Below are 24,254 nucleotides of genomic sequence, written 5' to 3'. Positions count from 1 at the left end.
ATGTCATTGCGAGTGGAACGGAGTGGAACGCAGCAATCCCAAGAGTTTTGGGTAATTTACAGTTCGTTACATAGTTGGGTTGATTAGCATCTACCTACTTATTCCTCACCAGACTCTCCTGATCATGAACCTGAACCTGAGCCTGAACCTGAGCCTGAACCTCCTGACTTTTCAACTTTTATTGCGCCAATTGTAAACAGTAATGTAGTGTTCAGAAGATCAGAACCTCCAATACCAAATTCCTTAGCTACAGTAGTATAATTCGCAGCAGATGAGAGATTTCCACCATTAATATCAGCCGCGTCTTCATCAGAGATTGTGCTAAACAATTTAGCGTGTTTGATAACTTGCATGATGTTTTTCCTTACTTAACAGAAGAGTAAATATGAACTAGATGATCAACTGTTCCTACTTTCTATAACGAATACTCGACGCAAAATATTCTGAAATTAGAAAATTTCTTGGAGCGCATTTCCGAATAATCATATAATTTATATTTTTCCTCTATCTGAAGTAATAAAAAAAGTATAAATATCATCTCTACTGTTTAGACGATGTTAGCTATCTTGGCCTTGGGACTTAAATAGGAAGAATCGAAAGAAAAATATTCAGTGAAGCATTATCTTGCTAAATGCAATGATTGAATATTTGATGATGACCAAGCCCTAACGTGAAAGAAACCGCAACCCATCTACGAGGTTGTTGTGAGATATGCAGTGTAGGGTAAAAATTTAGGGAAGAAAGATTTGGTTTAAAACCCATAAATTTATATGGTGTTAATTAACAGTCTTTATATCCCCTTAGTTTAAAAAACTATAAATACTGAATTTACAAATTTGTTGGTGATGGCGTTATTTAATTAAGTTTGATTTACGCTCCAATTGTCACAAAAATAATCCTTTTATTCAGTAATTTGCGAATTTTAAATATTAGCTTATTAAACCAGGATGTATTGTATGTTACCATTTCAAAAATCATGGTCTTATCCTTCAGAGATTTTCCTTGACTCAAACTATCTTCAGAGATTAGAAAAAATTGCTCGCAAATATACTAGGGGTACAAGTATCTCTTGGGAAGATGCTATTCAAACTGCCCATTTAAAAGTCTTCCAGTGCCTTCAATCTGGAAAGTTCAGAGAAGGAGGATTAGAAAAATTTTATCGCTGGGCTGCGACTGTAGCTCGATATGCGATCATTGATTTTATTCGTCAAGAAAATCTGCGAAACTGCCAAAGTTTAGATTGCAACATTCCTGGCACAGATATCACTCTCTTAGATACTATTTCTGATGAATTTAACATCTTAGAAGCAGCAGAACGGGCAGATTTAATTTTTAAAGCGATCGAGGCAATTTATCAACTAGAACAACGCTATCCGCGCCAAAATTATCTCAAATTATGGCAAGGTAAAATTGATGGAAAAACACAGACTCAACTAGCTGGTGAATTAAGAGTTAGTCAGAGTGAAATATCCAAGCGATGGCAGGAACTTTTAGCACGGATTGCCGAGTCATTAGAATTGTTTAAAGTTGAAGATGTCAAGCATCAATTGCCAGAAACTCGTCAGCAAAAGAGAGAATACGATCGCTCGAAAAAGCAATGGTAAGTTAATACAATGTCACCTTCTCATCAAAATTAAAGAAAATCCTGATATTTGCAAGCGTTCATACGTTAAATAATATAAGCCAGTTGATCACTCATTTCTGTTGGGAAACTAAAGATATGGGTGTAAACTTGAGTGAATCTAAATTTTAAGTAGGTAATGGTGTAATATGTTAACCCCACAACCCGGAGAAATTTGGGAAGTGAGTCGCTTAGTACAAAGTCCCCTCAAGTTCTCAGATGAAGAACAACAGACTTTTTACTCGTTCTTAGCACAAAATTTTTTAGCTGGCAACTCACCACCACGTTATGTAATGATTGTTAAAGAACCTGAATTACTCATGGATACAAATGATCAATGGCTGATTGTTTCTGTGATGTTGCTATCAGAAGAAATAGATTTTCTTAGTGATGTTGATTTGCTAATTCCTTCGCAAATATCTGGATTAAAACAAGATTTTTTAGCTGAAACGTGGCATATTATTCCCGCACTAACTTGTAATTTAGTTCGACGAGTTGGTAACAGATTATCACGTCATATTTATGACTATTTGCTAACAGTTAGAGATTATTATTATGGGTTAGTTGATGAATTATTAATAATATCACCAATCCAAGAATTAGGGATAATATGTGGGGATTTATCTTCTGCAAATAGCTTAAAAATTCAAGGTTTTCACAAAGCAGAACAAGACTGGAGCGATATATTGACAGTACCAGTTGCAGCTTGTGAAACTTACTTAAAAAGTATTAACTTTACTAATTCATTATTAAATGAAGCATTGCAATTAGAGCAAGACCTGAAATTTGATAATTAGTTAAGTTGATTTGGATAAAGGTTAAAGGTTTTTTCTTTGCCTTTCTCCCTGAACCAATAAGTAAGTATTAAATTAAAATGTAATTGTTGCTATTTGTATGAAAATAAAATAGCAAATACTTGACTAACTTCCTCCCACATTCATCGCTGCTAAGAAAGCTTTTTGACTGACATCTTGATAAACTGTTTGCAAATATTTCATCACTAATTCACTTGCTGGTGATTTAGTTGTATTTTCCTCATCTTTTGCTAAAGGGATTGTTCCTAATGTGTCTAATACTGTTTCACTTACAGCAGGTGAAATTACCACTAAAGACGATTCTAATGGCTCATTATATTGCCAAAAATCATCTATTTTAACAGGATATTGATGTTCAGAAATTTCTGCTTGAATTTCCGCTGTTTCCTGGATATTTTCTACATTTTTAGTGCTGCGTAATTGGCGTAAATCGCTGATAATTTGCTCTTTGGTACGTCCACGTAATTGAAATAATACAAAAGGATCTTCACTAAAGCGATCGCCTAATTGATAATATACTGCACCTATATGTTTACAAGGGACTGCTTTATCAGGACAAGAACATTTACTGTGAACATCACCTAGAGTAAATGGAAATAATGATAAACCGTTACTGATAAAAACGTCTTCAATATTTTGTGGCATTTCCCCTGCCAGTAATTTAGCAGCAAAAAGTGCCTTTTGGGACATTGTTTCCACAACATAACCCCATTCTTCATCACTAAAAGCATCAAGCGAGAGAGAAACCTTATAAGGTTCTATTTCACTACCCTGCACCTTCGCTAATACCTTTGCACCTTTAAATTTAATACTCAGAACATTTCCCTGTCGAGAATAATTTCTTGCCCGTTCTAATCGCTTTTTAAATCGGTAAGAATCCAGTAAATCTAGCCACCTTTGTGACCACCATTCCCGACTCGCTTGTAAGGTTTCATTACTCATATATCAAAGATTATCTAACCAATTTTGCAAATCTTCCACAGTATCTAAATCAAATATTGCCTCTGCTAAAGCTTCAATGATTTCTATATTTAAATTTCTAATTTTGGTTTCCAACTCTAGATTAATTTGTCCAAATTTTCTATTAATTTGACGAAGAATTAAATTTTTTTCTCTTTCAATTCCTCTTTCAATTCCTTCTTCCATCCAACTGGTGACAATTTGCATAACTTCCTCCTTTTCTTCTTTGATTAATGTGCCTATTTCTGTTTGAAATTTCTCTTTTTCTATCTTATTCAATCTCAGATATGTGTCAATAAAACCTGATATTAATTGCATTTTGGCTGGATTTAATTTTAAGGTGACTAATAACCTTAAACATTCCGCTTTGACTTTTGGCCTATCTTCTGGCGCTATGCTCATTTTTGACATCAAAGCCGATGCAACTGGATTTGGACGGGTTAAAAAGTCTCGCCAGTTGAGTTGATTGAGTTGCACTACTTGATAATTAAATTTTAGCACTTCAAAATCAGGAAAGTTGATTTGATAGTTATTCACGGCTACGGTTTTGGGTGAGTCGTAGGAAAATATAACTATCGGATATATTGGCAAGTCCAATTTTTCATCTAATCTCGCAAAATAACGAAACATTCTTTGATTAAATTTTGGTCTAGCACCTGATTCTGCTTCAATATGAATCACAAAATAAGAAGGTTGACCTAAAAATTTAACTTTGGCTATCAAGTCGGTTTCATATTTGTCTCCTACGGTGACATCAGTAAATATTTCTTTGTCTAAGAATGTAATTGATTCGTGGTCTATATATTCCAAAACTTGAGGAAAGAACAATTCTATAAATTCTATAAAAAAGGTTGATATTAGTTCTTTGAATAAGCGGTCATGGTCTATATTTTCTCTCATCTTGTTATCTAAGTTAGGATTTACTAGGGAATATACATCATCAGCAATGTAATTGTCACTACTTTGTGATCTTTTAAACTTCATCTTCTTCGATAACTGCATTCCGATCTAATATTAATAAATTACGAAGTTGGTCTGTATCCATTTCTGTCAACCAATCTTCACCCGCACCTACAACTTGTTCTGCTAGTTGTTTTTTACTTTCAATCATGTCATTAATTTTTTCTTCCAAAGTTCCAGTACAGACAAATTTATGAACTTGAACATTGCGGGTTTGACCAATTCTAAATACTCGGTCTGTAGCTTGATTTTCGACTGCGGGATTCCACCATCTATCAAAGTGAAAAACATGATTTGCCCTAGTTAAATTTAAGCCGACGCCACCAGCTTTTAAAGATAAAATCATAATTGGTGGTCCTTGGGGATCATGTTGGAATCTATCAATCATTTCTTCTCTTTGTTTTTTGGTGGTACTTCCATATAAAAAGAATATTTCCCGTCCTAGTTGTTTTTCTAAATGCGGTTTGAGTAACTTACCCCATTCAGCAAATTGTGTGAAAATTAAAGCGCGATCGCCTTCTGATATCACCTCATCTAACATTTCCTCTAGTCGTTGTAATTTAGCTGAATTATGTTTTTCTAAAGTTGCTAATTTCAAATATTGAGACGGATGATTACAGATTTGTTTTAGCTTCACTAATAATCCTAAAATCATCCCCCGACGTTGTAATCCTTCCGCAGATTCAATTTCTACTAAAGATTCATCTACTAATTGTTGATATAGTGTAGCTTGTTCGGAAGTTAATCCACAAAAAACCGTCATTTCTTGCTTATCTGGTAAGTCTTGAATAATATCTTTATCACTTTTTAACCGACGCAAAATAAAAGGTTGAACTAAAGAACGTAATTGATTTAAAGAAGCAGCATCACCATACTTTTCAATCGGCATGGCAAACCGTCTTTGGAAAAATTGTTTATTACCTAAATAACCAGGATTGAGGAAATCTAAAATAGACCATAATTCTTGTAATCTATTTTCTACAGGTGTTCCTGTTAAAGCAATCCGAAACGTTGTTTCTAATTGTCTGACTGCTTGTGATTGTTTCGCTTCTGAATTTTTGACATTTTGGGCTTCATCTAAAACAATTATTTGCCATTCAACTGTTTTTAATAATTTAATATCCCGGTGAATAAGTGAATAGCTAGTAATAACTAAATCGTGTTTATTAACAGCTTCTGTAAATGCTTTACCTTTGGGGCGTTTATCACCGTGATATTCTAAAACTTTGAGCGTCGGGGCAAATTTCTTTACTTCTTTTTGCCAATTGCCCATAACCGAAGTTGGACAAACTAATAAAGTTGGTTTTTCTAATACATTTTCTTCTTTGAGATGAAGCAAAAAAGCGATGAATTGGATCGTTTTACCTAATCCCATATCGTCTGCAAGACAAGCACCTAAACCCCAACGTTCTAGAAAAGCTAACCAACCCGCACCTCTTTCTTGATAAGGACGTAATTCTCCTCTAAAACTTTGAGGTGTAGTTAAAGGTTGAATTTCTTGATTATTAGTTAATGCCCCTATTAATTCTTCTAATGCACCAGAAGCTTCAAAACTGACAACAGGTAATTTTTCAATTACTTGGGTGTCTCCTTTACTAATGCGTAAAGCATCTTCTAAGGAAAGTGACATTTCTTCTTTGCGGGAAGTAAAAAAGGTTTGAGCAGTTTTAATATCTTGAGGACGCAATTCTACCCATTCACCGTTAATTTCTACCAAAGGACTATTTAATTTTACCAGTTTATCAAATTCAGTTTTAGAAATTGTTTGTCCACCAATTGCTAATTTCCATTGGAAGTTTAATAAACTTTGTAAACCCAAACGTCCAGATTTTTGTTTCGGAGTTTCGGCACTAATTTTTAAACCTAAGCGGTTTGCCCAACCTTCTCTATTAGCTAAACTAGGAGGTAAAATTACCCCTAAACCGCTATCTTCAAATCTCCAAGTTACAGCTTTGATAAATTCATAAGCTTGCATGGGTGTCAGGTGACAAAATTCGGGAGATTCACTTTCTAAACTGGGTGTAATTATGGGATACAATCGAGAAGCTAAACCCAAACCTCGCAAAAATGTTTCTTGGGGTTGTTCAATTGTACGATTTTGATAGACTAATTTTTCTACAGGTTGATGCCAAATTGTGGCTGCGTCTATTAAAAATTCTGGATTATCTGCGGCTTGAAGAAAATATTTTAAAATCCAATTTGGTTCTTCATTTTCTGGAGGAAGTAATTGAAAACAAGTTCTAAATAATGCTTTGCCTGTAAGTTGATATTGTAGTGGTAAAGTCCAAGCTTTTAATGTGGCTTCTAGACGTTCTCCTCCTGTTACATCAATTGTATTATTTGCATTAATTAATCCTTGTAACCATTGCTGTAATGCAATTGGTAAAGACATCATCATTCTTGGTTCAAGGGGAGATTGAGAACCAATTATTAACCGCAATTGATGATCTGTAATTATGTTGAGAAATGATAATATTATTTCTTGAGGTGCTAATGGTAAATCAGTTGCTATATTTTCGGTATTTTGTTGATATGTGCGACAAGCTAATGGTATTTGTGAGGCGAATTTTTCTAACCTGGTGACATCTACAGCACTATCTAAAATTACCTGCCACTTCGCTATTAAATTACTATCTTGTTTTTCAATTGTTGGTAAAAATTTACAACGAGAAATTAAATCTAAATGCCAGCGGTAGATATGTACCCAAAAACGAATATCTGCTCCTAATAAAGCTGTTTTACTATCAGTTTCACTTAGGGGTAAAGATGAAAGAAATTTAATTGCTAATGCTGGAGGAAGACAAAAACCATTAATTTTCCAAGGATGTAAGTATTGTGAAGAGGGGGAGTCTATACCAACGCTGACAGAATGTGCTGGAGAAATAGCTATTTGTTTTGATTTATTATTTTCTAAAAAATTAGTTGGTAAAGAAACTATTTGTGAATGAAGAGGTAATTTTGTTTCGGTTGCTGATTTAGTTTTAACTCTTTGTTTACTATTAGTAGCAGGCTGAATTAAATTAGCAATTGATAAATTAGATGCTTCTAACCATTCATTTAATTCCCCTGATGTCATAGCCAATGGATGTAAAGGAATCTCAGCAGACACTTCAGTATGTACCTGTGAAGAACGCCAAGTTTCTCCCCAAATAAAGAAATAGCTAGTTTGATGATTTATTACCCAAGTTCCGTGTAAAGTTGCCATGTTTAAATATACTAATTATTTCTTGGATTCTTATGTCGCATCTTAAACTAGAGCGGAAGATCCTGAATCTGTCCCTCCAACTTAAATAGTAACAAACCTTAGCCTGAACCAAAACTTTTACAGCCTGATTTTTAACTACCCCTACTTATAGTAAAATCAAAATACACTATTATACTTATTCTTTCTTAGAAATATGAGCAGCTTCCAAGAACAAGGCTATCAGCTTATTAGAGAACTAGGACGCAACCGCGAAGGTGGTAGAATTACTTGGTTAGCAACAAATATTAACTTATAGGGATTAAATCAACAGAAATAGATCAATTACAAGATGAAGATGACCCCTATTTAATTAATTTTCGTCATCTTTTACCCCGGTTGAGTTTGCGGTTTATCGGTTGGTTGGAAAAGATGGTACAACCGCATTCTCTAAGCCCTTCCATAATCTGTATATGGACGTTTATAAGGAGGATGTAAACCCAACACGATATCTTCTCTAGGAACACCCATTTTTACTAAATCTTCGGCGGGATTTTCTTCTGTTAAATTCTGTTGTAACCAAATTTTGCCGTTTTTAATATCGAAGTGAATCACCGTCATATAAACGCGATTTAAATGTTCCCAACCAACATTCATCCACTGGTAATGGTCGCGTTCTGTATCAAAGATGAGTTCAACATCTACTTCGTTGGTGCAAATATCATCCTTGGCGTAATCTGTGAGTAATCTTTGAATATATTCTCGATATTTGGCTATGTTATCCATTCTACAATCACCTCATTATCTGGTTCATATACTACTAGTAACACTTGATATCTTTTTAGTGCGACTTGTGTAAACTCAAGCTGAAAAAAGGTTCGATAAACTTCCAATGGAATTGCCATATATAGTATACGATCTGGTTCAAGAGCTTCTAAAGCCAGACGATAGCTGAGAAACTGACCTAAAGCAGCATAAAAGTCTGTAATAGCGGAAGGATTAATAAAACTTTTGATTTCTACTGCTATTTTCTCACTTTCTCTTTCAGCCGCAATTAATTTCTCAGCACCTAAATCTATATTGAATTTGACGTTGCCAAATTTAAATTTTAGTGGATCATCTGTAATCACCCACTGCTCTTTTTGTAAAGCTTTCTTTACTGCGTCGTGAAATATATCTTTTGCAGACACTAATTACTATTACCTCACGAATCAACTTTAAGTTTTGCTAATATCTCTAAGCGTTTAAGATAATTTTGCATATCTTCCGAACTTTTTGTTGGAAAACAATCATCGTTGTACAGATAAATTATGTCTGTATTTGAATCACAATTCCAAGATAGTTTTGCTGCCGTTGCTGAACCTATACCTTTCAATTTAACACAAATAGGATAGTCTTCATACTCTATATGTTCTCTGGTATTAAAACCCAGTGGCTTGTATCGCCTATTAAGAACTACATATCTCCCATCCGGTTGTTTCTGAAGGCAATAGGGAAGAAATACTGCTCTGAAATATTTTAATATAACAGATGAATACTTTTCTTTTTTGTCAACAAAACAAGAATTTATGATCCAGGACTTAGAAAAGAGTTGTCAAGAAAATGACATAAGTTTTTTTATCATTCCTTTTTAATGACAGAGTAAAGCATCGGACAATTTTTGGGAATCATTATACAGTTAATTGCATCTTAATTGATTGATTTAATATTATTAACATGGTTCAGCAAAAATAGAACTTAGATGAAAAACCCAGATATGAAGCCTGTTGTCAGGGTAACTTCAGGAATTTTGTTTTATGTTTATTCGTTACAGAAGCCGTCTAGAGTCCATAAATGTTAGGATTGCCACAGAGTGAGAATAGCGTAAGAGAAGGGAAAAAAACTGAATGGCAGAATTTGAAAAGTCAATATCCTTTGATGGACGGGATATTCGACTAACGGTTGGCCTACTAGCCCCCCAAGCAGGTGGGTCGGTTTTGATACAATCAGGCGATACAACTGTTTTAGTGACAGCTACCAGGTCAGCAGCGCGGGAAGGCATTGATTTTTTGCCACTGACCGTAGATTACGAAGAAAGATTGTATGCAGCGGGAAGAATTCCGGGAGGAATTATGCGCCGGGAAGGTCGTCCACCGGAAAAGGCAATTCTTACCAGTCGTCTGATTGACCGTCCACTCCGTCCTTTATTCCCTTCATGGTTGCGGGATGATTTGCAAGTTGTGGCATTAACTATGTCAATGGATGAGCAAGTTCCCCCCGATGTATTAGCAGTAACGGGTGCTTCAATTGCTACCTTGATTGCCCAAATCCCTTTTAATGGACCAATGGCCGCAGTTCGGGTTGGTTTAGTGGGTGATGATTTTATTATTAATCCTACCTACGCAGAAATTGAAGCGGGGGATTTGGATTTAATTGTCGCCGGTTCACCAGATGGAGTGATCATGGTGGAAGCTGGTGCAAATCAGTTGCCAGAAAGAGATATTATCGAGGCGATTGATTTTGGCTATGAAGCAGTCCGGGATTTAATTCAAGCCCAGCTAGATTTGCTGGATGAACTAGGTCTAAAACTTGTGCAAGAAGCACCACCGGCAGTAGATCAAACTTTAGAAAACTATATCCGCGATCGCGCTAGTGATGAGATTAAGAAAATCTTGGCGCAATTTGAGTTAACTAAAACTGATCGTGATATTGCTTTAGATGCAGTTAAAGATAGTATCTCTGCTGAAATCGCTGCTTTATCGGAAGAAGATCCGATTCGCATGGCTGCTACAGCAAACTCTAAAGCCCTGGGTAATACCTTCAAAAGCATTACCAAATACTTCATGCGCCTCCAAATTGTTGAAGATGATGTGCGTGTTGACGGTCGTAAACTTGATGAAGTTCGTCCTATATCGTGTCGGGTTGGGATTATACCCAAACGAGTACATGGAAGCGGCTTATTCAACCGAGGACTCACCCAGGTACTTTCAATTTGTACCCTTGGGACTCCTGGAGATGCCCAAAACCTCAACGATGACTTGCAACTAGAACAAACCAAACGTTACCTGCATCACTATAATTTCCCTCCCTTCTCCGTAGGCGAAACCAAACCATTACGCGCCCCTGGTAGACGAGAAATCGGACATGGTGCATTAGCAGAACGGGCATTGTTACCTGTATTACCACCCAAAGACAAATTCCCCTACGTAATTCGCGTAGTCTCGGAAGTGCTTTCTTCTAACGGCTCGACTTCAATGGGTTCAGTTTGTGGTTCTAGCCTGTCCCTGATGGATGCCGGAGTCCCCATTCTCAAACCTGTGAGTGGTGCAGCAATGGGCTTGATTAAGGAAGGGGACGAAGTGCGAATCCTTACCGACATTCAAGGCATTGAAGACTTCTTAGGTGACATGGATTTCAAAGTTGCCGGTACAGATACTGGAATTACCGCTTTGCAAATGGATATGAAAATATCTGGTTTGCCTTTAGAAGTAATTGCCCAAGCTGTCAACCAAGCCAAACCTGCGCGGTTACATATTCTGGAAAAAATGCTCCAGACTATTGACACACCCAGAGAAGAAACTTCACCCTATGCCCCACGCTTGTTAACGATCAAGATTGATCCTGACATGATTGGTCTGGTTATTGGACCTGGTGGTAAAACCATTAAGGGTATTACTGAAGAGACTGGTGCAAAAATTGACATCCAAGACGATGGTACTGTTACCATTTCCGCAGTTGATGAAAATAAGGCCAAGAGAGCGCGGAACATCGTTCAGGGCATGACTCGTAAGCTCCATGAAGGAGATGTTTACATCGGTCGTGTGACTCGGATTATACCTATTGGTGCTTTTGTGGAATTCTTGCCCGGTAAAGAAGGGATGATTCACATTTCTCAACTCGCTGACTACAGAGTTGGCAAGGTTGAAGATGAAGTAGCTGTTGGTGATGAGGTGATTGTCAAAGTGCGAGAAATTGACAATAAGGGTCGAATTAACCTAACACGCTTAGGTATTCACCCAGATCAAGCGGCAGCAGCACGGGAAGCAGCAGCAGTAAACCGTTAAATCGCTTGCTGGATTTTAGATTTTAGATTACGGATAAATCACAAATCTAAAATCCGCGATGCCTGGCTAGTAGGCATCGCTACGGTGATTTCAGTAGGATTTTATATACAAAATAGGTAAAGATTATGGTAACAGTATCAATTAAAGATGAATACATTGAAGTTTTATCTGCACTAGGAGATTTACAAGAATCAATGGATTTGGCTCTTAAACAATATACTCTTGATAAGATAGCCTTAAAAATTGCCGAACTTCGTCAACGAGATATTAAGTATCAAGAAAAATATCAGCTAGATTATTCTACATTTTGTCAGCAAATATATGAAGATGAAGACTTTATCAAACAAGTAGAAAATTTAGTAAGTAAAACATGGGAGATTGATTTAGCTGACTGGGAATTCTGTCATCAAGGAGTTGAAGATTGGATACAAAAATTACAGACTATTTTACTGACATAGTAAAAATCGCTGAAGTTAATTTTCAGCAAGTTAATTATACAATAGATACTACTCCAAAACGTTCCATCCTGCGTTTAGAAGGACAGTATGGAGAATATCGGATTTTAATTACAGAATTATTCAGTGATGAACTAAGAAAATATAGATACTATGTTTTGCGAGGTGATTGGGTTGAAGCTGGTTTTGATAATAGTCCCGATCCTCGTGCTATTCGTTTGAAATATGGTCGTATTGGTAAACAATACGCAAATGAATATATTCCTCATTTACATCAAGATGATAAAAATCAGCTATTTTTAACTGAAGAAATGACATTTGTAGATTTTGTAGATTGGGTAAAAACTAATCTTGATATTTCCCTCTGATTTAATCTGCATAGAAATCTGGGTAACTCAGCTTTTGGGCAAGCATCGAGTGTGGAGTTAGGTGAATGCAGTCAAAGGTGGTGCGGTGGTGGAGCTAAATCTATGCTGTTTCTGCGACTTGGAAAATTATCTCCTCTAATTTCCGTAATAATTCTTGCTCATTGTACGGCTTAGAAAAATAAGCTTTTGCTCCTAGTTGCATTGCTAATTCACGGTGTTTGCTGCTACTGCGGGAAGTCAACATCGCTACAGGAATATTTCTGAACTCTGCATTAGTGTTGATGCGCTCCAAGAAGGTATAACCATCAATACGTGGCATTTCAATATCACAGATTACTGCTTGCACTTGTAAACCACTTTCCAGTTTTTCCAAAGCATCTTGACCATCTTTCGCTTGTTCTACTTGATACCCACCTTTTTCGAGGGTGAGGGCTAAGTAACGCCGCACATTAATTGAGTCATCAACGATCAAAATCATCCCTTTTTGGCGGCTAGGTTGGGGAGGAGTTGGTACTTTGGGCGGTTTTAGGAAAGCAGTTTGTAATCTCGTTGTCGGTAACTTATTACTAACTTGAGGACGTTCACCAGTTGTCACCCATGATACTAAATCGTTAGTGTTAACGAGGGGAACTACCCGGCCATTACCAAGAATTGTACAATTATTAAAACCACTAGGTAGAGGAATATTACCTTCTACTTGACGAATAGCAACTTCCTGTTCACCCCAACAGCGTTCTACTTGGACGGCAACTTGTTGATGATCATGTTTAACTATTAATACACTCGTCGCATTAATTACGGGTAGAGTTTCTAATTCCAAGCTATTGTAGCGGGAGCAATTAAACTCAAAATAACGATTTAGACGCAGTAATGGTAATTGAGTATCTTGCCAATTAATAAATTCTTTCCCATCCTGAAAGAAGATATGATCTTGATCTAGTAAGAAAATTTCCTCTACTACATCTGTTGAAAATGCTAACAGTAAGCGATCGCTTTCTACTAATAAAACTCGCGCTACTGATAATGTAAATGGTACTGATAAAGTCACCATTGTTCCCACCCCGGATTGGGTATCAACATTAACATCACCTCGCGCTAGTTTGAGGTTATTACGAACTATATCCATTCCCACTCCCCGGCCAGATAAAGCTGTTACCTGTTCTGAGGTACTAAACCCTGGTTCAAAAATTAATGATAGTAATTCATCATCACTAGCACTTGCTAATAAAGCATCATCCAAACCCATTGTTAAAGCCCGGTGACGAATTTTTTCTAAAGAAATCCCTCTCCCATCATCACGAATAGTAATAATCGTCCGATTACTATGATAAGCCGCCTTCATTTCAATCAACCCTTGTTCTGGTTTTCCTTGAGCTTGACGAGTAGCAGGATCTTCAATACCATGATCAAAAGCATTACGTAATAAGTGCATTAGAGGCTCATTTAAAGCTTCCAAAATACTTCTTTCAATTAAGGTATTACCACCTTCAATTTTCAACTGGACATTTTTTCCATATTCCACATTCAAATCTCTAATAGCTCTAGGAAAACGCTCCACCAAATCCGAGAAAGGACGCATCCTCACCTGAGTTAATTGTCTTTGCAACTGTTTAGAAGTTTTATTTAGTTTCCGCGCTATTTGATCTGTATCATCAACACTCAATTGAATATCACTGGTAACTTCGGCAACTTGGACAATAGTTTCCATGACATCTTGAGATAACAAATTTAATTTTTGATAGCAATCTTGTTCTAAGGTATTAATTTCTGACTCTTCAAGCTGATGATTATAAGTCATCATTTTTGCATAAGCTGTCCGCAGTTCTTGGTTTTCTTGATCAAGAATTTGGACTCGTTGACTCAGACTACGAACCAATTTCCGTAATCTTTCCATTTGCACATTCAGCCCATTTCTTTGAATGATAACTTCCCCAAATAAATCATCAATTTTTTCTAAATGTTTACTAGGAACTCTAACTGTATTTTCGTGACTTTCTTTAATAGCTGAATTAATATCAGTTTTATGTTCTGTATATTTATAATCTACGGATGAATTTTCCGAATTGAGAATTATCTCTCTATCAAGAGAATCAATATTGTTGACATCAGGAGATAATTCGACATTTTCTAAAAGTTGAAAATCCGGAATATTCGTTTTTCTCAATATATTATTTTCTTGATTTTCTCCCATAATGGGTTGAGGAGAATCTTCAGCAAAATCAATTTTTGTTGGTAAATTCCCCCGTTGATTACTCAATACTAAAGCTTGCGATCGCCTCCATGCTTGCAAAGCTAAATTAGAAATTTCTACACAACGTTCAGGGCAAGTTTCTAAGTAATGGCTAATTGATGCACATAGCTGAGTAAATGCTGGTAATTTGAGCATTTCTCCTAAACCACCTAACTCTGTTGCCATTACTAGCACTTCTGCTCTTAACCCTGATTTATTACTATTTTTTAATCGAGATTCCAGACGTTTTAAATAGTCTTCAACTTCTGTTTCAAATAATAAGGGAATAAATTCTTGTCCATCTTCTGACGATAGTAATGTTGTAATATCTTCTGGAGCAGGCTCACCTAAACGATCATAAAGTTCATCAAAAATCGGATAGCACAATGTTCTTAACCAACTCTGATCCAGATCATTTCCTTTGGCAAGTAATTCCACAATCTGCCTTAGCCAATCAATCCCCGATAGCAATAAACTTTGCAAATGCGTATCTATTTCTACGTGATTTTTTTGAGTTTTGAGAACTTTAAAAGCATCTTCCAAACGATGAGCCAAATCACTTAAAACGCGAAATCCCATCATTGCTGCTCCACCTTTAATAGAATGGGCGGCTCGCATAGCAGCATTAATATTTTCTAATTCAATCCGTTTACTAGTGTCAATTTCTAGTAAAATCCCTTCTAATGTATTCAAATAATCAGTTGCTTCTTCCAGAAATTGCATCTGGATTTCTAATTCTTTATCTTTAGTCATTAGTTATGAGTCCTTACAAATTAAAATATCAATTAGCGGGAAAAGTATCTACAGTCTCTTTCAACTCCTGCGAAATATCTACTGCTTTTTGTAAAGATTGGGAAATTTGGCGGGAATTATCACTGCTACGGGCGGAAATATGGGAAATATCTTTAATAGTTTGACTTACCGTTTGTGAAGTTTGTACTTGAGATGTCGTAGCAATAAAAATTGACTGTACTAAATGATCCATCTGTTGTGATATTTCCACAATTTGCTGTAAACTCAGCTTGGCATTTTCGATACTATGACTACTAGCAACAACTTGATTATTTCCCATTGTCATTGCTTGTAATACTTCCCCTGTTTCTCGTTGAATTTTGGCAATTATTTCCTCAATTTCTTGAGTTGCGGCTGCACTTCTAGCCGCTAATTCTCCTACTTCTTCAGCTACTACTGCAAAACCTTGTCCCTCTTCTCCGGCTCTGGCAGCTTCAATTCCGGCATTAATTGCTAATAAATTTGTTTGCATAGCAATTTGATTAATTACAGAAACCACACGAGAAATCTGTTGAGAAGATTCTCCTAAGCGTCTGATTTTTTTAGTGATTTCACCAACTGTTTCTTGCACAAAGGAAATATTTTGCAATGTTAAATCCATTGCTTCTCCTGTTTTAGTTGCTGTATCATTGGCATTATTAACAATAGTGACAGCTTGCTGTGCTATATCAGCTATAGATTGAATAGCAGTAGTCATATTGTCAATTGTTTCTAAACTATAGTTCATTGCCTCCGGTTCTATGATTGCTTCTGTTGTGAATTTATGAAGAGATAAATTTACTTCACTCACAGCTTGTTGGATTTGGTAGACAATTTGCTGAAGAATATTTTGGAATTCTTGTATTTCTACAGTATCTTGATGAGTATTTAGTTTATTATTGGCTTTTAATTTTTTTATCTCTCTCATGAGATGAGATTGTTCTATAGCATAGCCAATTTGTACAGCAATTTGTGTCAATAAATCAATTTCTTGAGGTTGCCAAATATGGGAACTATGGCAATAATGAGCAATTAGAAAACTTTGAATTTCTCCATGAATCAAAATCGGTATAGTTAAACTACTTTGCACAGAATATTGCTGTAGCCACTCAATGTAACTAGCAGTTAAAGTCGGTGATTGTTCAATATTTGATATTACTTCTAATTTACCATTTTCGTAAAGTTCTCGCCAATGGGAATTATTATTATATATTCCCAACATTTTTTGCCAATCACCAATTACTGATTCAGCAATTATTTTTCCAGTGTGCGTTTTACGATGTAGTTTATAAATTATTACTCTATCTGCTTGTAAAATCTGTCTAACTTCGGCAATTGCTGTTTGATAAATATATTCAGGCTGAAGATTTAGCCGAATTTTTTTGGTAATATCTAGCAGTAAATGTAATCCTTCAATTTCTCTTTGTTGATACTCTTGTTTATTGACTACACTCCGATATAGTTGTTCTTGATTGTCATTATTTTCTGCTATGGTTTTATTAACAATTTTGCTATTTACCCGTTGGCTTAACCAAGCTATAAATAATGTCATTAATAATGCAATTAGTGGTGTTGTACTAGCAATTAATGTCAAAAATTCTCTTTGTGGTTTAAAGGCAATTTTCGTATCTTTTGCCAAAATTAACTGCCAATTTATATCTGGTAAATCTGATATTGTTCGGAATGGTATATAACTAATTAGTTGCTGCTTTTCAGTCTCTTTGGCAATTTCGGTAAATGTATCAATATTTTTAGCACTCAAAACATTAACTAGATGAGGATATACATCTATTGCTTCTTGATTGAATAAATCCTCATGGGAACTTATTATAATTCTTCCTTTTTCATCTAGAAAATAATATTTATAAGTATCCTCTATATAATCTCTAACTACTGCTTCTAAAGCTTTCAAAGGTAATCTTGTTCTGACTATTCCAATAGTTTTACCGTTAACTGTATCCTTGATTGGTGCAGCCATATAAATTACTGCACCTATATTTTTAACTATTTCTGGCTGACTAATAATAGGACTATTTTGTTTAATTACTTCTTGAAAATAGATACGTTTTTTTTCTGGCTTTAAAGATGCTCCGGCTGATTGAATAATTACTTCTCCCTGAAGATCAAAAACAGCCACACTATCATACAATTTACTAGCTTTCATTAAGCGATTTAAGGCTGCTTGTGTGCCTAGATTAATCTTACTGATATCAATGTTGTTAGATTTTCCTAGTTCTGCTTTTTTTTCTAGGTTATTTTTATTCAACAAGGCTAAATTAGACAATACCTGAATATCTCCATAGTGTTGTCCAATTAAACTATTAATACTATCACTGAAGCTAATGGCTGTAGTTTCTTGAGATGTAATAATTTGCTTGGTAATTAGTCTACTACCAAAAATATAAGCGATCGCTCCAATCCCCAATACTGGTAATGTACCAATGGCTATGGATAAAATTACGGCTTTTGTTGTCAATTTGAATTGTCGTAAATATTGCACTCCATGTTCCCAAGCTTGATCATGACGAGAGTTTTTTATTTTACTATCAATAACTTTTTCTGTAGGAATCAAAGATGCTTTATTTTGAGAATCACTACTTTGTTTGAGATCAGTTTTATTCAACATACATTCCTCACACTACATCTATAAAATTAAACTATTTAAACCCATTTCTCTGGGGATTAAATTTTAGTCAATACGAATAATCCCTGACTCTAAAATATGCGCTGCATCTAATACTAATAATATTTCTTCTTGCTGCACTACACATCCACATAAATAAGGTACTAAACTTGATGCTACTTGTCCTATAGGAGAACCAATATCATCAGAACTAAACTTTGTCGTTCCTTTAATCTCTTGAACAACTAACCCTAAAATCATTGATTTTATTTGAATAACAATGATATTATACTGACGCAACCGATGATCAAGACATTCTAAATTAAACATTTTGGGTAAATCAACTACCCAAATTATATGACTACGCCAATTCATTAATCCTAATATACAAGCTGGCATATTTGGAATAGCTGTAACTGATGTAACCGGGACAACTATTGCTTCTTGGGTATGTGTAATAGATAAAACTGCACCAGTTTGTTGATTAAGTTGAAATTTAAGATAGCTATCTTCTCTACTGTTATATATGGCTTGATGACTAAAATCAATTTGTAGTTTTTGCATGGTTAAATGTTATTTTTATGAAAATAAATTAATCACTAAGTTTTATTTTCTGTTTTGAGTATCAATTGCAACTGTTGATTAGTCCAACTCTGCTCAGTAATTATTTATGTATTTTAAATTACTCAAGTTTTAGGATAAAGCATAGATTGACGGATAACAATTAGTACAAAAGATGAGTTTCTGATTGATGAATCTGAATGTATTCATCAGATGTCACAATTGATCAAGGTAAATCTCTTGTGTCTATAGTCGTTCTTCCATTCAGTATGGTATAAAACCATATCTAATTTATTTTGATAGCCTGATCTAAGTCATACCCTTGTCTTCTATTTTCAGGTAAAACTCAAGATTAACAGGTTAATTCAAGATTATCAAATCATAGGTTTTGATTTGCTACAAATTCTTTATTTACTCATTTTTACTGTTCAATTTATACATAGTATGTAATTTTATTAACGTAAGTTGCTAGTTAGAGAAATTGTCAGAATCAGGATATCCTGGATTTAAGGATGTACAGGATTAAGACTGGAATTGTATCACCAATCACCTATCACAAATTATCAATTACTTATCCAATAGCCTTGGGTTTTTATCGTCCAACCTTATCCAGGGGAAAGCCTGAGCCATTTTCTAGGTTGATTTAGGGCTAATTATTTATCTGCTGCTGGGTTGGGTAATTTGGCTGGGATTGCTGCTGTAGTAACACGGTGGGAAAGGTTTCATTTTAATCCTCGTCCTAGTCAGCAAGCCCGAAGTAGATGCTCAGAGGTTAGCGGAGATGTTACCACCCATTAAGGTATGCAGCATGAACCTGGAGCTTGTTATGCGGAAACGCCTTGTCACCAGATTGAGTGGCAGTTTAAGGAAACGGGGGGATACGATCGCCCCAGAACACTCTAATGTTACCAACTATCTGTGACTATCAGGCTGGAAGTATCAGAATTAACTAACGACAAGAAATAAATGGAGGATAGACATTATATCTTGTCCATTTTGCAGGTGACGAGTACGATATATATTTTGTGTTGTTCCAAAACTTTGCTCATCAACCCAATCTTCTTTTAAGCATATATCATTTTTATATTTATTCAGGCGATCGCAAATTAAATCAATACAGTCATTAACTTTCCCGTCAATCACAAAACCTAACATTGCTGCATAGTCATGACCTATGCTATATGTTCCTTCAACAAATCTTTTTACACCTTCTATAACATAATCTTTTGCTAAATGTCTATTTGGTTTTGTACTGCTAACTCGCTTACACTCTATACCAAAATAATCTTCCATATCCCAGGAATAAACCATTTTAAAATCAATAAAACCATCAGGTTTAAGACTGCGTTGAGAACGTCTTGTTGCAGCTTCATTTACAATTATTGGGGGTCCTTTTATCTCACGATTTTCCTTTTCTATCCACATTTGATTATGTAAAGCTCCCGCTATGATTGGTTCATCACTTTTAATATTAATCTCTGGTTTTTGACATACTTGAATCCAAGCTGCTTGGATAATATCAAATACTGTTGCAATAATGTCTCTTCGGTTAATAAATGATGGTTGTCCAACAGTACCTGAATCATCCAATGGGAACATAACTTATTTCATCCTTAAATTTTCAAGTAAAACAGAATCAGCATCATTCAACCCAGCAGAACGACTCCAGTAACGAAGTTGACAAGGTTTAATGATATATATATTTTCACCTACATAAACTTTTAAATTGCGTCGTGTAAAAACACGATCACCAAATTTTGGTGGTAGTTGTTTCGCAATACTTTGCAGCACAGTTATCAAATCCTCAGCCTGAATAGTTTGTACAATTTGTTCACGACCTGGATATGGTACTATACTAAATTTAACCACCTGTAATGGTGTATTAGCAATATCAAATATATCCGCAGCTATACTTCTTTCTTTGAGCGTGTCAAAAAATGGTTCAATCACACTCATAAAACTCAAAGTGTATGCTTCTAAATCACTAGCTTTAGGTTTTTTTAATGCTGCTGATTTTTCACGATTCATATATAAATCAATCGTGATTTGCGTTGTATCTTCAACTAAAATACGTTCATCATCATTTAAATCATAGAGATCAAATACAGCTTTATCAAGTTGTTTTTTAAAATCTTTTTCAACAGATTTACTGGGAGATTCGCGCAATCTACCTTCTATCTTAATAATTTGAGTAATCAATCCTTCATTATCTTCATTAGGTTTAGGAACAAGAAGTTGTACTAAATCCTGTGTCATAATTGTTTCACGTTCTATACCCCATGATGAAGAAGTCATGAAGATAAAGTAACTGGCAATTGATGAATTAATCACTCCATTCAAATAATGAGCTAAATGTACTAAATTTTTGGAAAATGGTATTCCTGAATAACTTTTTGTATAAACAATATCTTCTTCACTAAAGGCAGCACAAATACTATTATACTTTACTTTCTCAGAAATAATAATTAAGGGTGCTTTGTAAATTTTAGGATCACGTGGAGCATCTATTTTTTTATATGGTAAGATATCCAATTCTGTCGCATCAATTTCGTATCTAGGCATATTACCAGAAGGTAGCCATTTTTTACCAAGTAATTCCTTTGGAGTTTCACTTTCTTCATTACCTGGGAAAAATCCACTCTTAGGATAATTTTCTGCTATTTCTTCAATTTTGGAAAGTGAGCTTAATTTTTGAATTAAGTACATATCTCTAGCATTACCCCAAGTAGCAAGTTTCAGCATATCTGAGTCCAATGCTGTGCTAAAAACTGGCAGCTTTTTAATATGTTCTGCACCAATTTCTACAATCCCATGTCGGCGGAAATCTATCGAACGTTCTGGACAGACAAAATAAAAATAATCTCTCTGTTCTGAACGCTTCCCTTCTGCTATGAAAATCATTGCTGGAGCTTTAGATTTTGGAAATAATTTATCTAAACGCAACTTAGATAAATTAACAATCACTTTTGGCTTAAACCTCATTAACAAGGATTCTTTTGCTTTTTTAGCTGCTTCATCATTACTAAAAAATGGTTTACCATGCAAAATTAAACCAATGCAAGTTTTATCGTTGGTAAAGTCGCCAATACGCCAAAAAAATGCTTGATCTGGAGGTGTACGTTGAGCCGTAGGATAGCCATTTGGATAACCAGAATCAGGACGTTTACGCTTACAATATTTTTCTGCTAATTTGTTTAATGTTGATTTTGTCCAAGGTGGATTTCCAACAATTGCATGAAATTGTTTTTGTGCAAATACTTCTACTTTATTAAATTCTGCTTCTTCATTAAATACGTCACTAGTAAATAAATTTTTACCAATCAGCTTTTCAAATTTCAAATCATGTGTTAATTGACGATTTTGTTCTAATTCATAATCTAATTCTAAAGCAGTGAGGTATAGACTAAAAGCAGCAATTTGAACCGCTTTTTGTTCAATATCTACACCAAAAATTTGATTATAGAGAGTTTCCCGAATTAGCTGACGAGTCGGTATTTCTCCATTACCGCAACGCTTAACAACTAATCTCCGCAAAGATTCAACTAAAAATACACCTGAACCACAGGACAAGTCTAGAACTTTAGCATTACCATCTAGTTCTCTAAATACTTCAGACAGCACCAAATCAACTAAATTAAGAGGTGTATAATGGGTACTATTTGCTTTTGCTGATTTAGCATCTGTAGCATAAATAAAACTTTCATAAATTGAACTAATCAACTCTATGGGAATGACTTTAAAATCATAAAATTGCCATAAACGTTGTTGTCCTGTTGCTATTTCTTCTACACCACCTATTAAACTTTGTGCAACTTCAAGATGTTTTTTGTCTACAGCATTTTTTTCTTCTGGAGAAACAGGAAATAAATCTCCATTGAAAATTGTTTGCAACCACTCAAACAAATTATAAGTTGCTATTTTATTATTTAGTAATGTGTTAAACGATTCTACTCCAAAGCGATTGCTAAAAAAGTCTTGATTTAAAATACCTCTATCTTGCAAATAAGCAACAAAAACAGAACGTATTAAAAGCGCGTGAGCAAATTGACGATCTAATTTTTGATTTTCGGTCAATTCTTTCTCAGCGACATTTAAATCTTTGACAAGAACTGAATCTACTCTTTGTTGACGATCAATTTGCTTGGCTTTTTCCCACTGCCAAAATTCACCAGATTCAATTTGCAAACGACTAGCGTATTTATTCATACGTTTTAAGTCGCTTTCTGTTGTTGCAAATCTCTCAATTAAATTCCGATTTAGATTAATTTTATCTTGTTGTTTAGGTTGAGAATAAGAGTTATAAAGTAAAACTTCATCAGGAGTAATTACCCACAACATTGGGGCTAAACCATGATTCCAACAAAGTTTATGTAATCTAGCTAACTCTATAGGGTTAGCTTCATTTAATTGAGTAAAATAAATACAAGGTGAACCAGATAATTCATATATTGCTGTAGCGTTAATTTGCTCAGGATTAATTACTGCACTGTATTTAATACGTTTTTCTAAATTCTTGCGAATATCTTCCGCTTCTATAACTCCTGTAGTTGGTAAACCATGACGATAGAAGCCAGTATGCTCCATTACTCGCTGATATATTTCATTTGCAGCTATGTTAGAATTCATTACTGGTTTCTCCTTACCCTTCTTGTATGTGTTTCTCTTACCTCTTTAAAACTATTCCTGTGCGTTTGTCAAAATCTAAAACATGATGTTTTTCAGCTTCTATTGCTAATTCTGTCATTACATCTCCAATTTCTCCAATTTCGTTAATTACGACTTGTCCCTGATTTTTTCCAGATGTTTCTAAAATCATCAACCCGAAATCTTGCATATTTTCAATTAGATAAAGTTGGGAATTAACAAAAACTAGCCGATGCTGAAAAAATGAGTATTCATAATTTCTTGACTTTAAAAAATCTAAAACTTTTCTAATTTCCTGTAATGAAAGTTTCTCTCTCAATCTTTCAATAGTTTTAATTTCTAGAATTTGCTGCCACTTATAAACGACTTTAGGGTGCTGAGGATTACCAAACTTCTCTGGTACTACTAACCCAGTGCGGTCTAAGTAACTTAGTCTGCCAGAGTTTATGCTAGTCAAAGCGATGGTTTCTTGTCTAGTAAATCCACTAGCCATAAAAAACTTGTACTCCATATAACATACAGAACTATTTTGTTTAAATTTTAGGTTAGATTTTAAACACTTGTTTTTAACATACCCTAAAACAAGATTTTTTTAACTAGTTGTTTAAAAATGTTAACTTTAATGCCGGTTCAAGCTGTCGCGCTTCTGATTTGCACATCCAGGAAGGACAGGACGACTACCCCACAAGAGTTACGTAAAATTATGGTATGCAAATTAGAGAATTTTCAGCGGTTAAGCAACTCATTTTAAGTAACAATTATTTCTTAAAATTAAGTATTGAATACTATGTAGTTAGGAAAATATGAATTAATAATTTTCTACAACATTGCTAAAGCTTTTGAGATTATCTCCCAATTGTTGATGCACGCGAACTGCTTGCAGCATCGCTTCGCGATCGCCCCAAAAAGGAATCACACTTTGTCCCTGACTAAGTGCCTCTAATGCTGCTTGCTGGTCAAATTCCGCCAGTTGGCAAATTTCCATCTACCGTTGTTAGTCAACTTTGCCAACCTCTAATAAC

At 35.1% G+C, this 24,254-nt stretch carries 18 protein-coding genes; 5 read left to right on the top strand and 13 right to left on the bottom strand.

Annotated features, from left to right (window positions below; all coding sequences use genetic code 11):
* Positions 1–122 precede the first annotated feature (122 nt).
* Positions 123–353, bottom strand: a complete 231-nt coding sequence (locus FJR04_RS11220) for a hypothetical protein (RefSeq protein ID WP_168494611.1) — start codon at positions 351–353, stop codon at positions 123–125.
* Between the two features lie 603 nt (positions 354–956).
* Between FJR04_RS11220 and FJR04_RS11215 the strand changes: the two genes are divergently transcribed.
* Positions 957–1,604 (top strand): sigma-70 family RNA polymerase sigma factor, encoded by a 648-nt coding sequence (locus tag FJR04_RS11215; RefSeq protein WP_168494609.1) that lies wholly within the window; start codon positions 957–959, stop codon positions 1,602–1,604.
* Positions 1,605–1,770: 166 nt separating this feature from the next.
* A complete protein-coding gene (locus FJR04_RS11210; RefSeq protein ID WP_168494607.1) occupies positions 1,771–2,418 on the top strand; it encodes a hypothetical protein in 648 nt (215 codons plus the stop codon).
* A 123-nt stretch (positions 2,419–2,541) separates the two neighbouring features.
* On the opposite strand, the gene FJR04_RS11205 is transcribed toward FJR04_RS11210, so the two are convergent.
* The 5 genes from FJR04_RS11205 to FJR04_RS11185 all read right to left on the bottom strand — a co-directional run bounded on the left by FJR04_RS11205 (position 2,542) and on the right by FJR04_RS11185 (position 8,727).
* Positions 2,542–3,378, bottom strand: coding sequence for an SWIM zinc finger family protein (locus tag FJR04_RS11205; protein WP_168494605.1), 837 nt, complete (start codon positions 3,376–3,378; stop codon positions 2,542–2,544).
* 3 nt (positions 3,379–3,381) lie between these two features.
* Positions 3,382–4,296, bottom strand: a complete 915-nt coding sequence (locus FJR04_RS11200) for a DUF4351 domain-containing protein (RefSeq protein ID WP_168494667.1) — start codon at positions 4,294–4,296, stop codon at positions 3,382–3,384.
* Positions 4,297–4,369: 73 nt separating this feature from the next.
* Entirely contained in the window at positions 4,370–7,561 is a 3,192-nt protein-coding gene (locus tag FJR04_RS11195; protein ID WP_168494603.1) for a DEAD/DEAH box helicase, read from the bottom strand.
* A gap of 426 nt (positions 7,562–7,987) precedes the next feature.
* Positions 7,988–8,323 carry a XisI protein gene (locus FJR04_RS11190; protein WP_168494602.1) on the bottom strand — a complete coding sequence of 112 codons (336 nt, stop codon included), beginning with the start codon at positions 8,321–8,323 and terminating at the stop codon, positions 7,988–7,990.
* Positions 8,311–8,727 (bottom strand): XisH family protein, encoded by a 417-nt coding sequence (locus FJR04_RS11185; RefSeq protein ID WP_168494600.1) that lies wholly within the window; start codon positions 8,725–8,727, stop codon positions 8,311–8,313. Before FJR04_RS11185 ends, FJR04_RS11190 begins: the two co-directional genes overlap by 13 nt.
* A 696-nt stretch (positions 8,728–9,423) precedes the next feature.
* Here FJR04_RS11185 and FJR04_RS11180 point away from each other — a divergent pair.
* From FJR04_RS11180 to FJR04_RS11170, 3 genes are all read left to right on the top strand, one after another.
* Positions 9,424–11,580, top strand: a complete 2,157-nt coding sequence (locus tag FJR04_RS11180; RefSeq protein WP_168494598.1) for a polyribonucleotide nucleotidyltransferase — start codon at positions 9,424–9,426, stop codon at positions 11,578–11,580.
* 125 nt (positions 11,581–11,705) lie between these two features.
* Positions 11,706–12,038 carry a hypothetical protein gene (locus tag FJR04_RS11175; protein WP_027401341.1) on the top strand — a complete coding sequence of 111 codons (333 nt, stop codon included), beginning with the start codon at positions 11,706–11,708 and terminating at the stop codon, positions 12,036–12,038.
* The gene (locus tag FJR04_RS11170) at positions 12,002–12,403 is read left to right on the top strand and encodes a hypothetical protein (protein ID WP_168494596.1); all 402 of its coding nucleotides are present in this window, start codon (positions 12,002–12,004) and stop codon (positions 12,401–12,403) included. The genes FJR04_RS11175 and FJR04_RS11170 overlap by 37 nt, the downstream gene beginning before the upstream one ends.
* A 100-nt stretch (positions 12,404–12,503) precedes the next feature.
* Here FJR04_RS11170 and FJR04_RS11165 read toward each other — a convergent pair whose 3' ends face one another.
* The 7 genes from FJR04_RS11165 to FJR04_RS11135 all read right to left on the bottom strand — a co-directional run bounded on the left by FJR04_RS11165 (position 12,504) and on the right by FJR04_RS11135 (position 24,217).
* The gene (locus tag FJR04_RS11165; RefSeq protein ID WP_168494594.1) at positions 12,504–15,386 is read right to left on the bottom strand and encodes a hybrid sensor histidine kinase/response regulator; all 2,883 of its coding nucleotides are present in this window, start codon (positions 15,384–15,386) and stop codon (positions 12,504–12,506) included.
* A gap of 28 nt (positions 15,387–15,414) precedes the next feature.
* Positions 15,415–18,030: a methyl-accepting chemotaxis protein gene (locus FJR04_RS11160; RefSeq protein WP_168494592.1), complete on the bottom strand. Its 2,616-nt coding sequence runs from the start codon at positions 18,028–18,030 to the stop codon at positions 15,415–15,417.
* Positions 18,031–18,093: 63 nt separating this feature from the next.
* Positions 18,094–18,591 carry a chemotaxis protein CheW gene (locus tag FJR04_RS11155; RefSeq protein ID WP_168494585.1) on the bottom strand — a complete coding sequence of 166 codons (498 nt, stop codon included), beginning with the start codon at positions 18,589–18,591 and terminating at the stop codon, positions 18,094–18,096.
* 942 nt (positions 18,592–19,533) lie between these two features.
* The gene (locus FJR04_RS11150) at positions 19,534–20,187 is read right to left on the bottom strand and encodes a hypothetical protein (protein WP_168494583.1); all 654 of its coding nucleotides are present in this window, start codon (positions 20,185–20,187) and stop codon (positions 19,534–19,536) included.
* A gap of 3 nt (positions 20,188–20,190) precedes the next feature.
* Positions 20,191–23,214: an Eco57I restriction-modification methylase domain-containing protein gene (locus tag FJR04_RS11145; protein ID WP_168494581.1), complete on the bottom strand. Its 3,024-nt coding sequence runs from the start codon at positions 23,212–23,214 to the stop codon at positions 20,191–20,193.
* A gap of 37 nt (positions 23,215–23,251) precedes the next feature.
* Positions 23,252–23,725 (bottom strand): MerR family transcriptional regulator, encoded by a 474-nt coding sequence (locus tag FJR04_RS11140; RefSeq protein ID WP_168494579.1) that lies wholly within the window; start codon positions 23,723–23,725, stop codon positions 23,252–23,254.
* Between the two features lie 315 nt (positions 23,726–24,040).
* On the bottom strand, positions 24,041–24,217 hold the full coding sequence (locus tag FJR04_RS11135; RefSeq protein ID WP_168494382.1) for a hypothetical protein: 177 nt from the start codon (positions 24,215–24,217) through the stop codon (positions 24,041–24,043).
* Positions 24,218–24,254 lie beyond the last annotated feature (37 nt).

This window comes from Anabaena sp. UHCC 0204 (assembly GCF_009711975.1).
GTDB lineage: Bacteria > Cyanobacteriota > Cyanobacteriia > Cyanobacteriales > Nostocaceae > Dolichospermum.
Note: the sequence above shows the minus strand (reverse complement) of the source record. Positions and strands in the feature narration are given on the sequence as shown.

Bases quoted from the DNA above. Each gene is read 5' to 3' on its own strand.
- FJR04_RS11165 (WP_168494594.1), bottom strand. From the start codon at position 15,386: ATGACTAAAGATAAAGAATTAGAAATCCAGATGCAATTTCTGGAAGAA.
- FJR04_RS11175 (WP_027401341.1), top strand. From the start codon at position 11,706: ATGGTAACAGTATCAATTAAAGATGAATACATTGAAGTTTTATCTGCA.
- FJR04_RS11150 (WP_168494583.1), bottom strand. From the start codon at position 20,187: ATGTTCCCATTGGATGATTCAGGTACTGTTGGACAACCATCATTTATT.
- FJR04_RS11135 (WP_168494382.1), bottom strand. From the start codon at position 24,217: ATGGAAATTTGCCAACTGGCGGAATTTGACCAGCAAGCAGCATTAGAG.
- FJR04_RS11180 (WP_168494598.1), top strand. From the start codon at position 9,424: ATGGCAGAATTTGAAAAGTCAATATCCTTTGATGGACGGGATATTCGA.
- FJR04_RS11145 (WP_168494581.1), bottom strand. From the start codon at position 23,214: ATGAATTCTAACATAGCTGCAAATGAAATATATCAGCGAGTAATGGAG.
- FJR04_RS11210 (WP_168494607.1), top strand. From the start codon at position 1,771: ATGTTAACCCCACAACCCGGAGAAATTTGGGAAGTGAGTCGCTTAGTA.
- FJR04_RS11160 (WP_168494592.1), bottom strand. From the start codon at position 18,030: ATGTTGAATAAAACTGATCTCAAACAAAGTAGTGATTCTCAAAATAAA.
- FJR04_RS11195 (WP_168494603.1), bottom strand. From the start codon at position 7,561: ATGGCAACTTTACACGGAACTTGGGTAATAAATCATCAAACTAGCTAT.
- FJR04_RS11205 (WP_168494605.1), bottom strand. From the start codon at position 3,378: ATGAGTAATGAAACCTTACAAGCGAGTCGGGAATGGTGGTCACAAAGG.
- FJR04_RS11140 (WP_168494579.1), bottom strand. From the start codon at position 23,725: ATGGCTAGTGGATTTACTAGACAAGAAACCATCGCTTTGACTAGCATA.
- FJR04_RS11190 (WP_168494602.1), bottom strand. From the start codon at position 8,323: ATGGATAACATAGCCAAATATCGAGAATATATTCAAAGATTACTCACA.
- FJR04_RS11155 (WP_168494585.1), bottom strand. From the start codon at position 18,591: ATGCAAAAACTACAAATTGATTTTAGTCATCAAGCCATATATAACAGT.
- FJR04_RS11200 (WP_168494667.1), bottom strand. From the start codon at position 4,296: ATGAGAGAAAATATAGACCATGACCGCTTATTCAAAGAACTAATATCA.
- FJR04_RS11220 (WP_168494611.1), bottom strand. From the start codon at position 353: ATGCAAGTTATCAAACACGCTAAATTGTTTAGCACAATCTCTGATGAA.
- FJR04_RS11215 (WP_168494609.1), top strand. From the start codon at position 957: ATGTTACCATTTCAAAAATCATGGTCTTATCCTTCAGAGATTTTCCTT.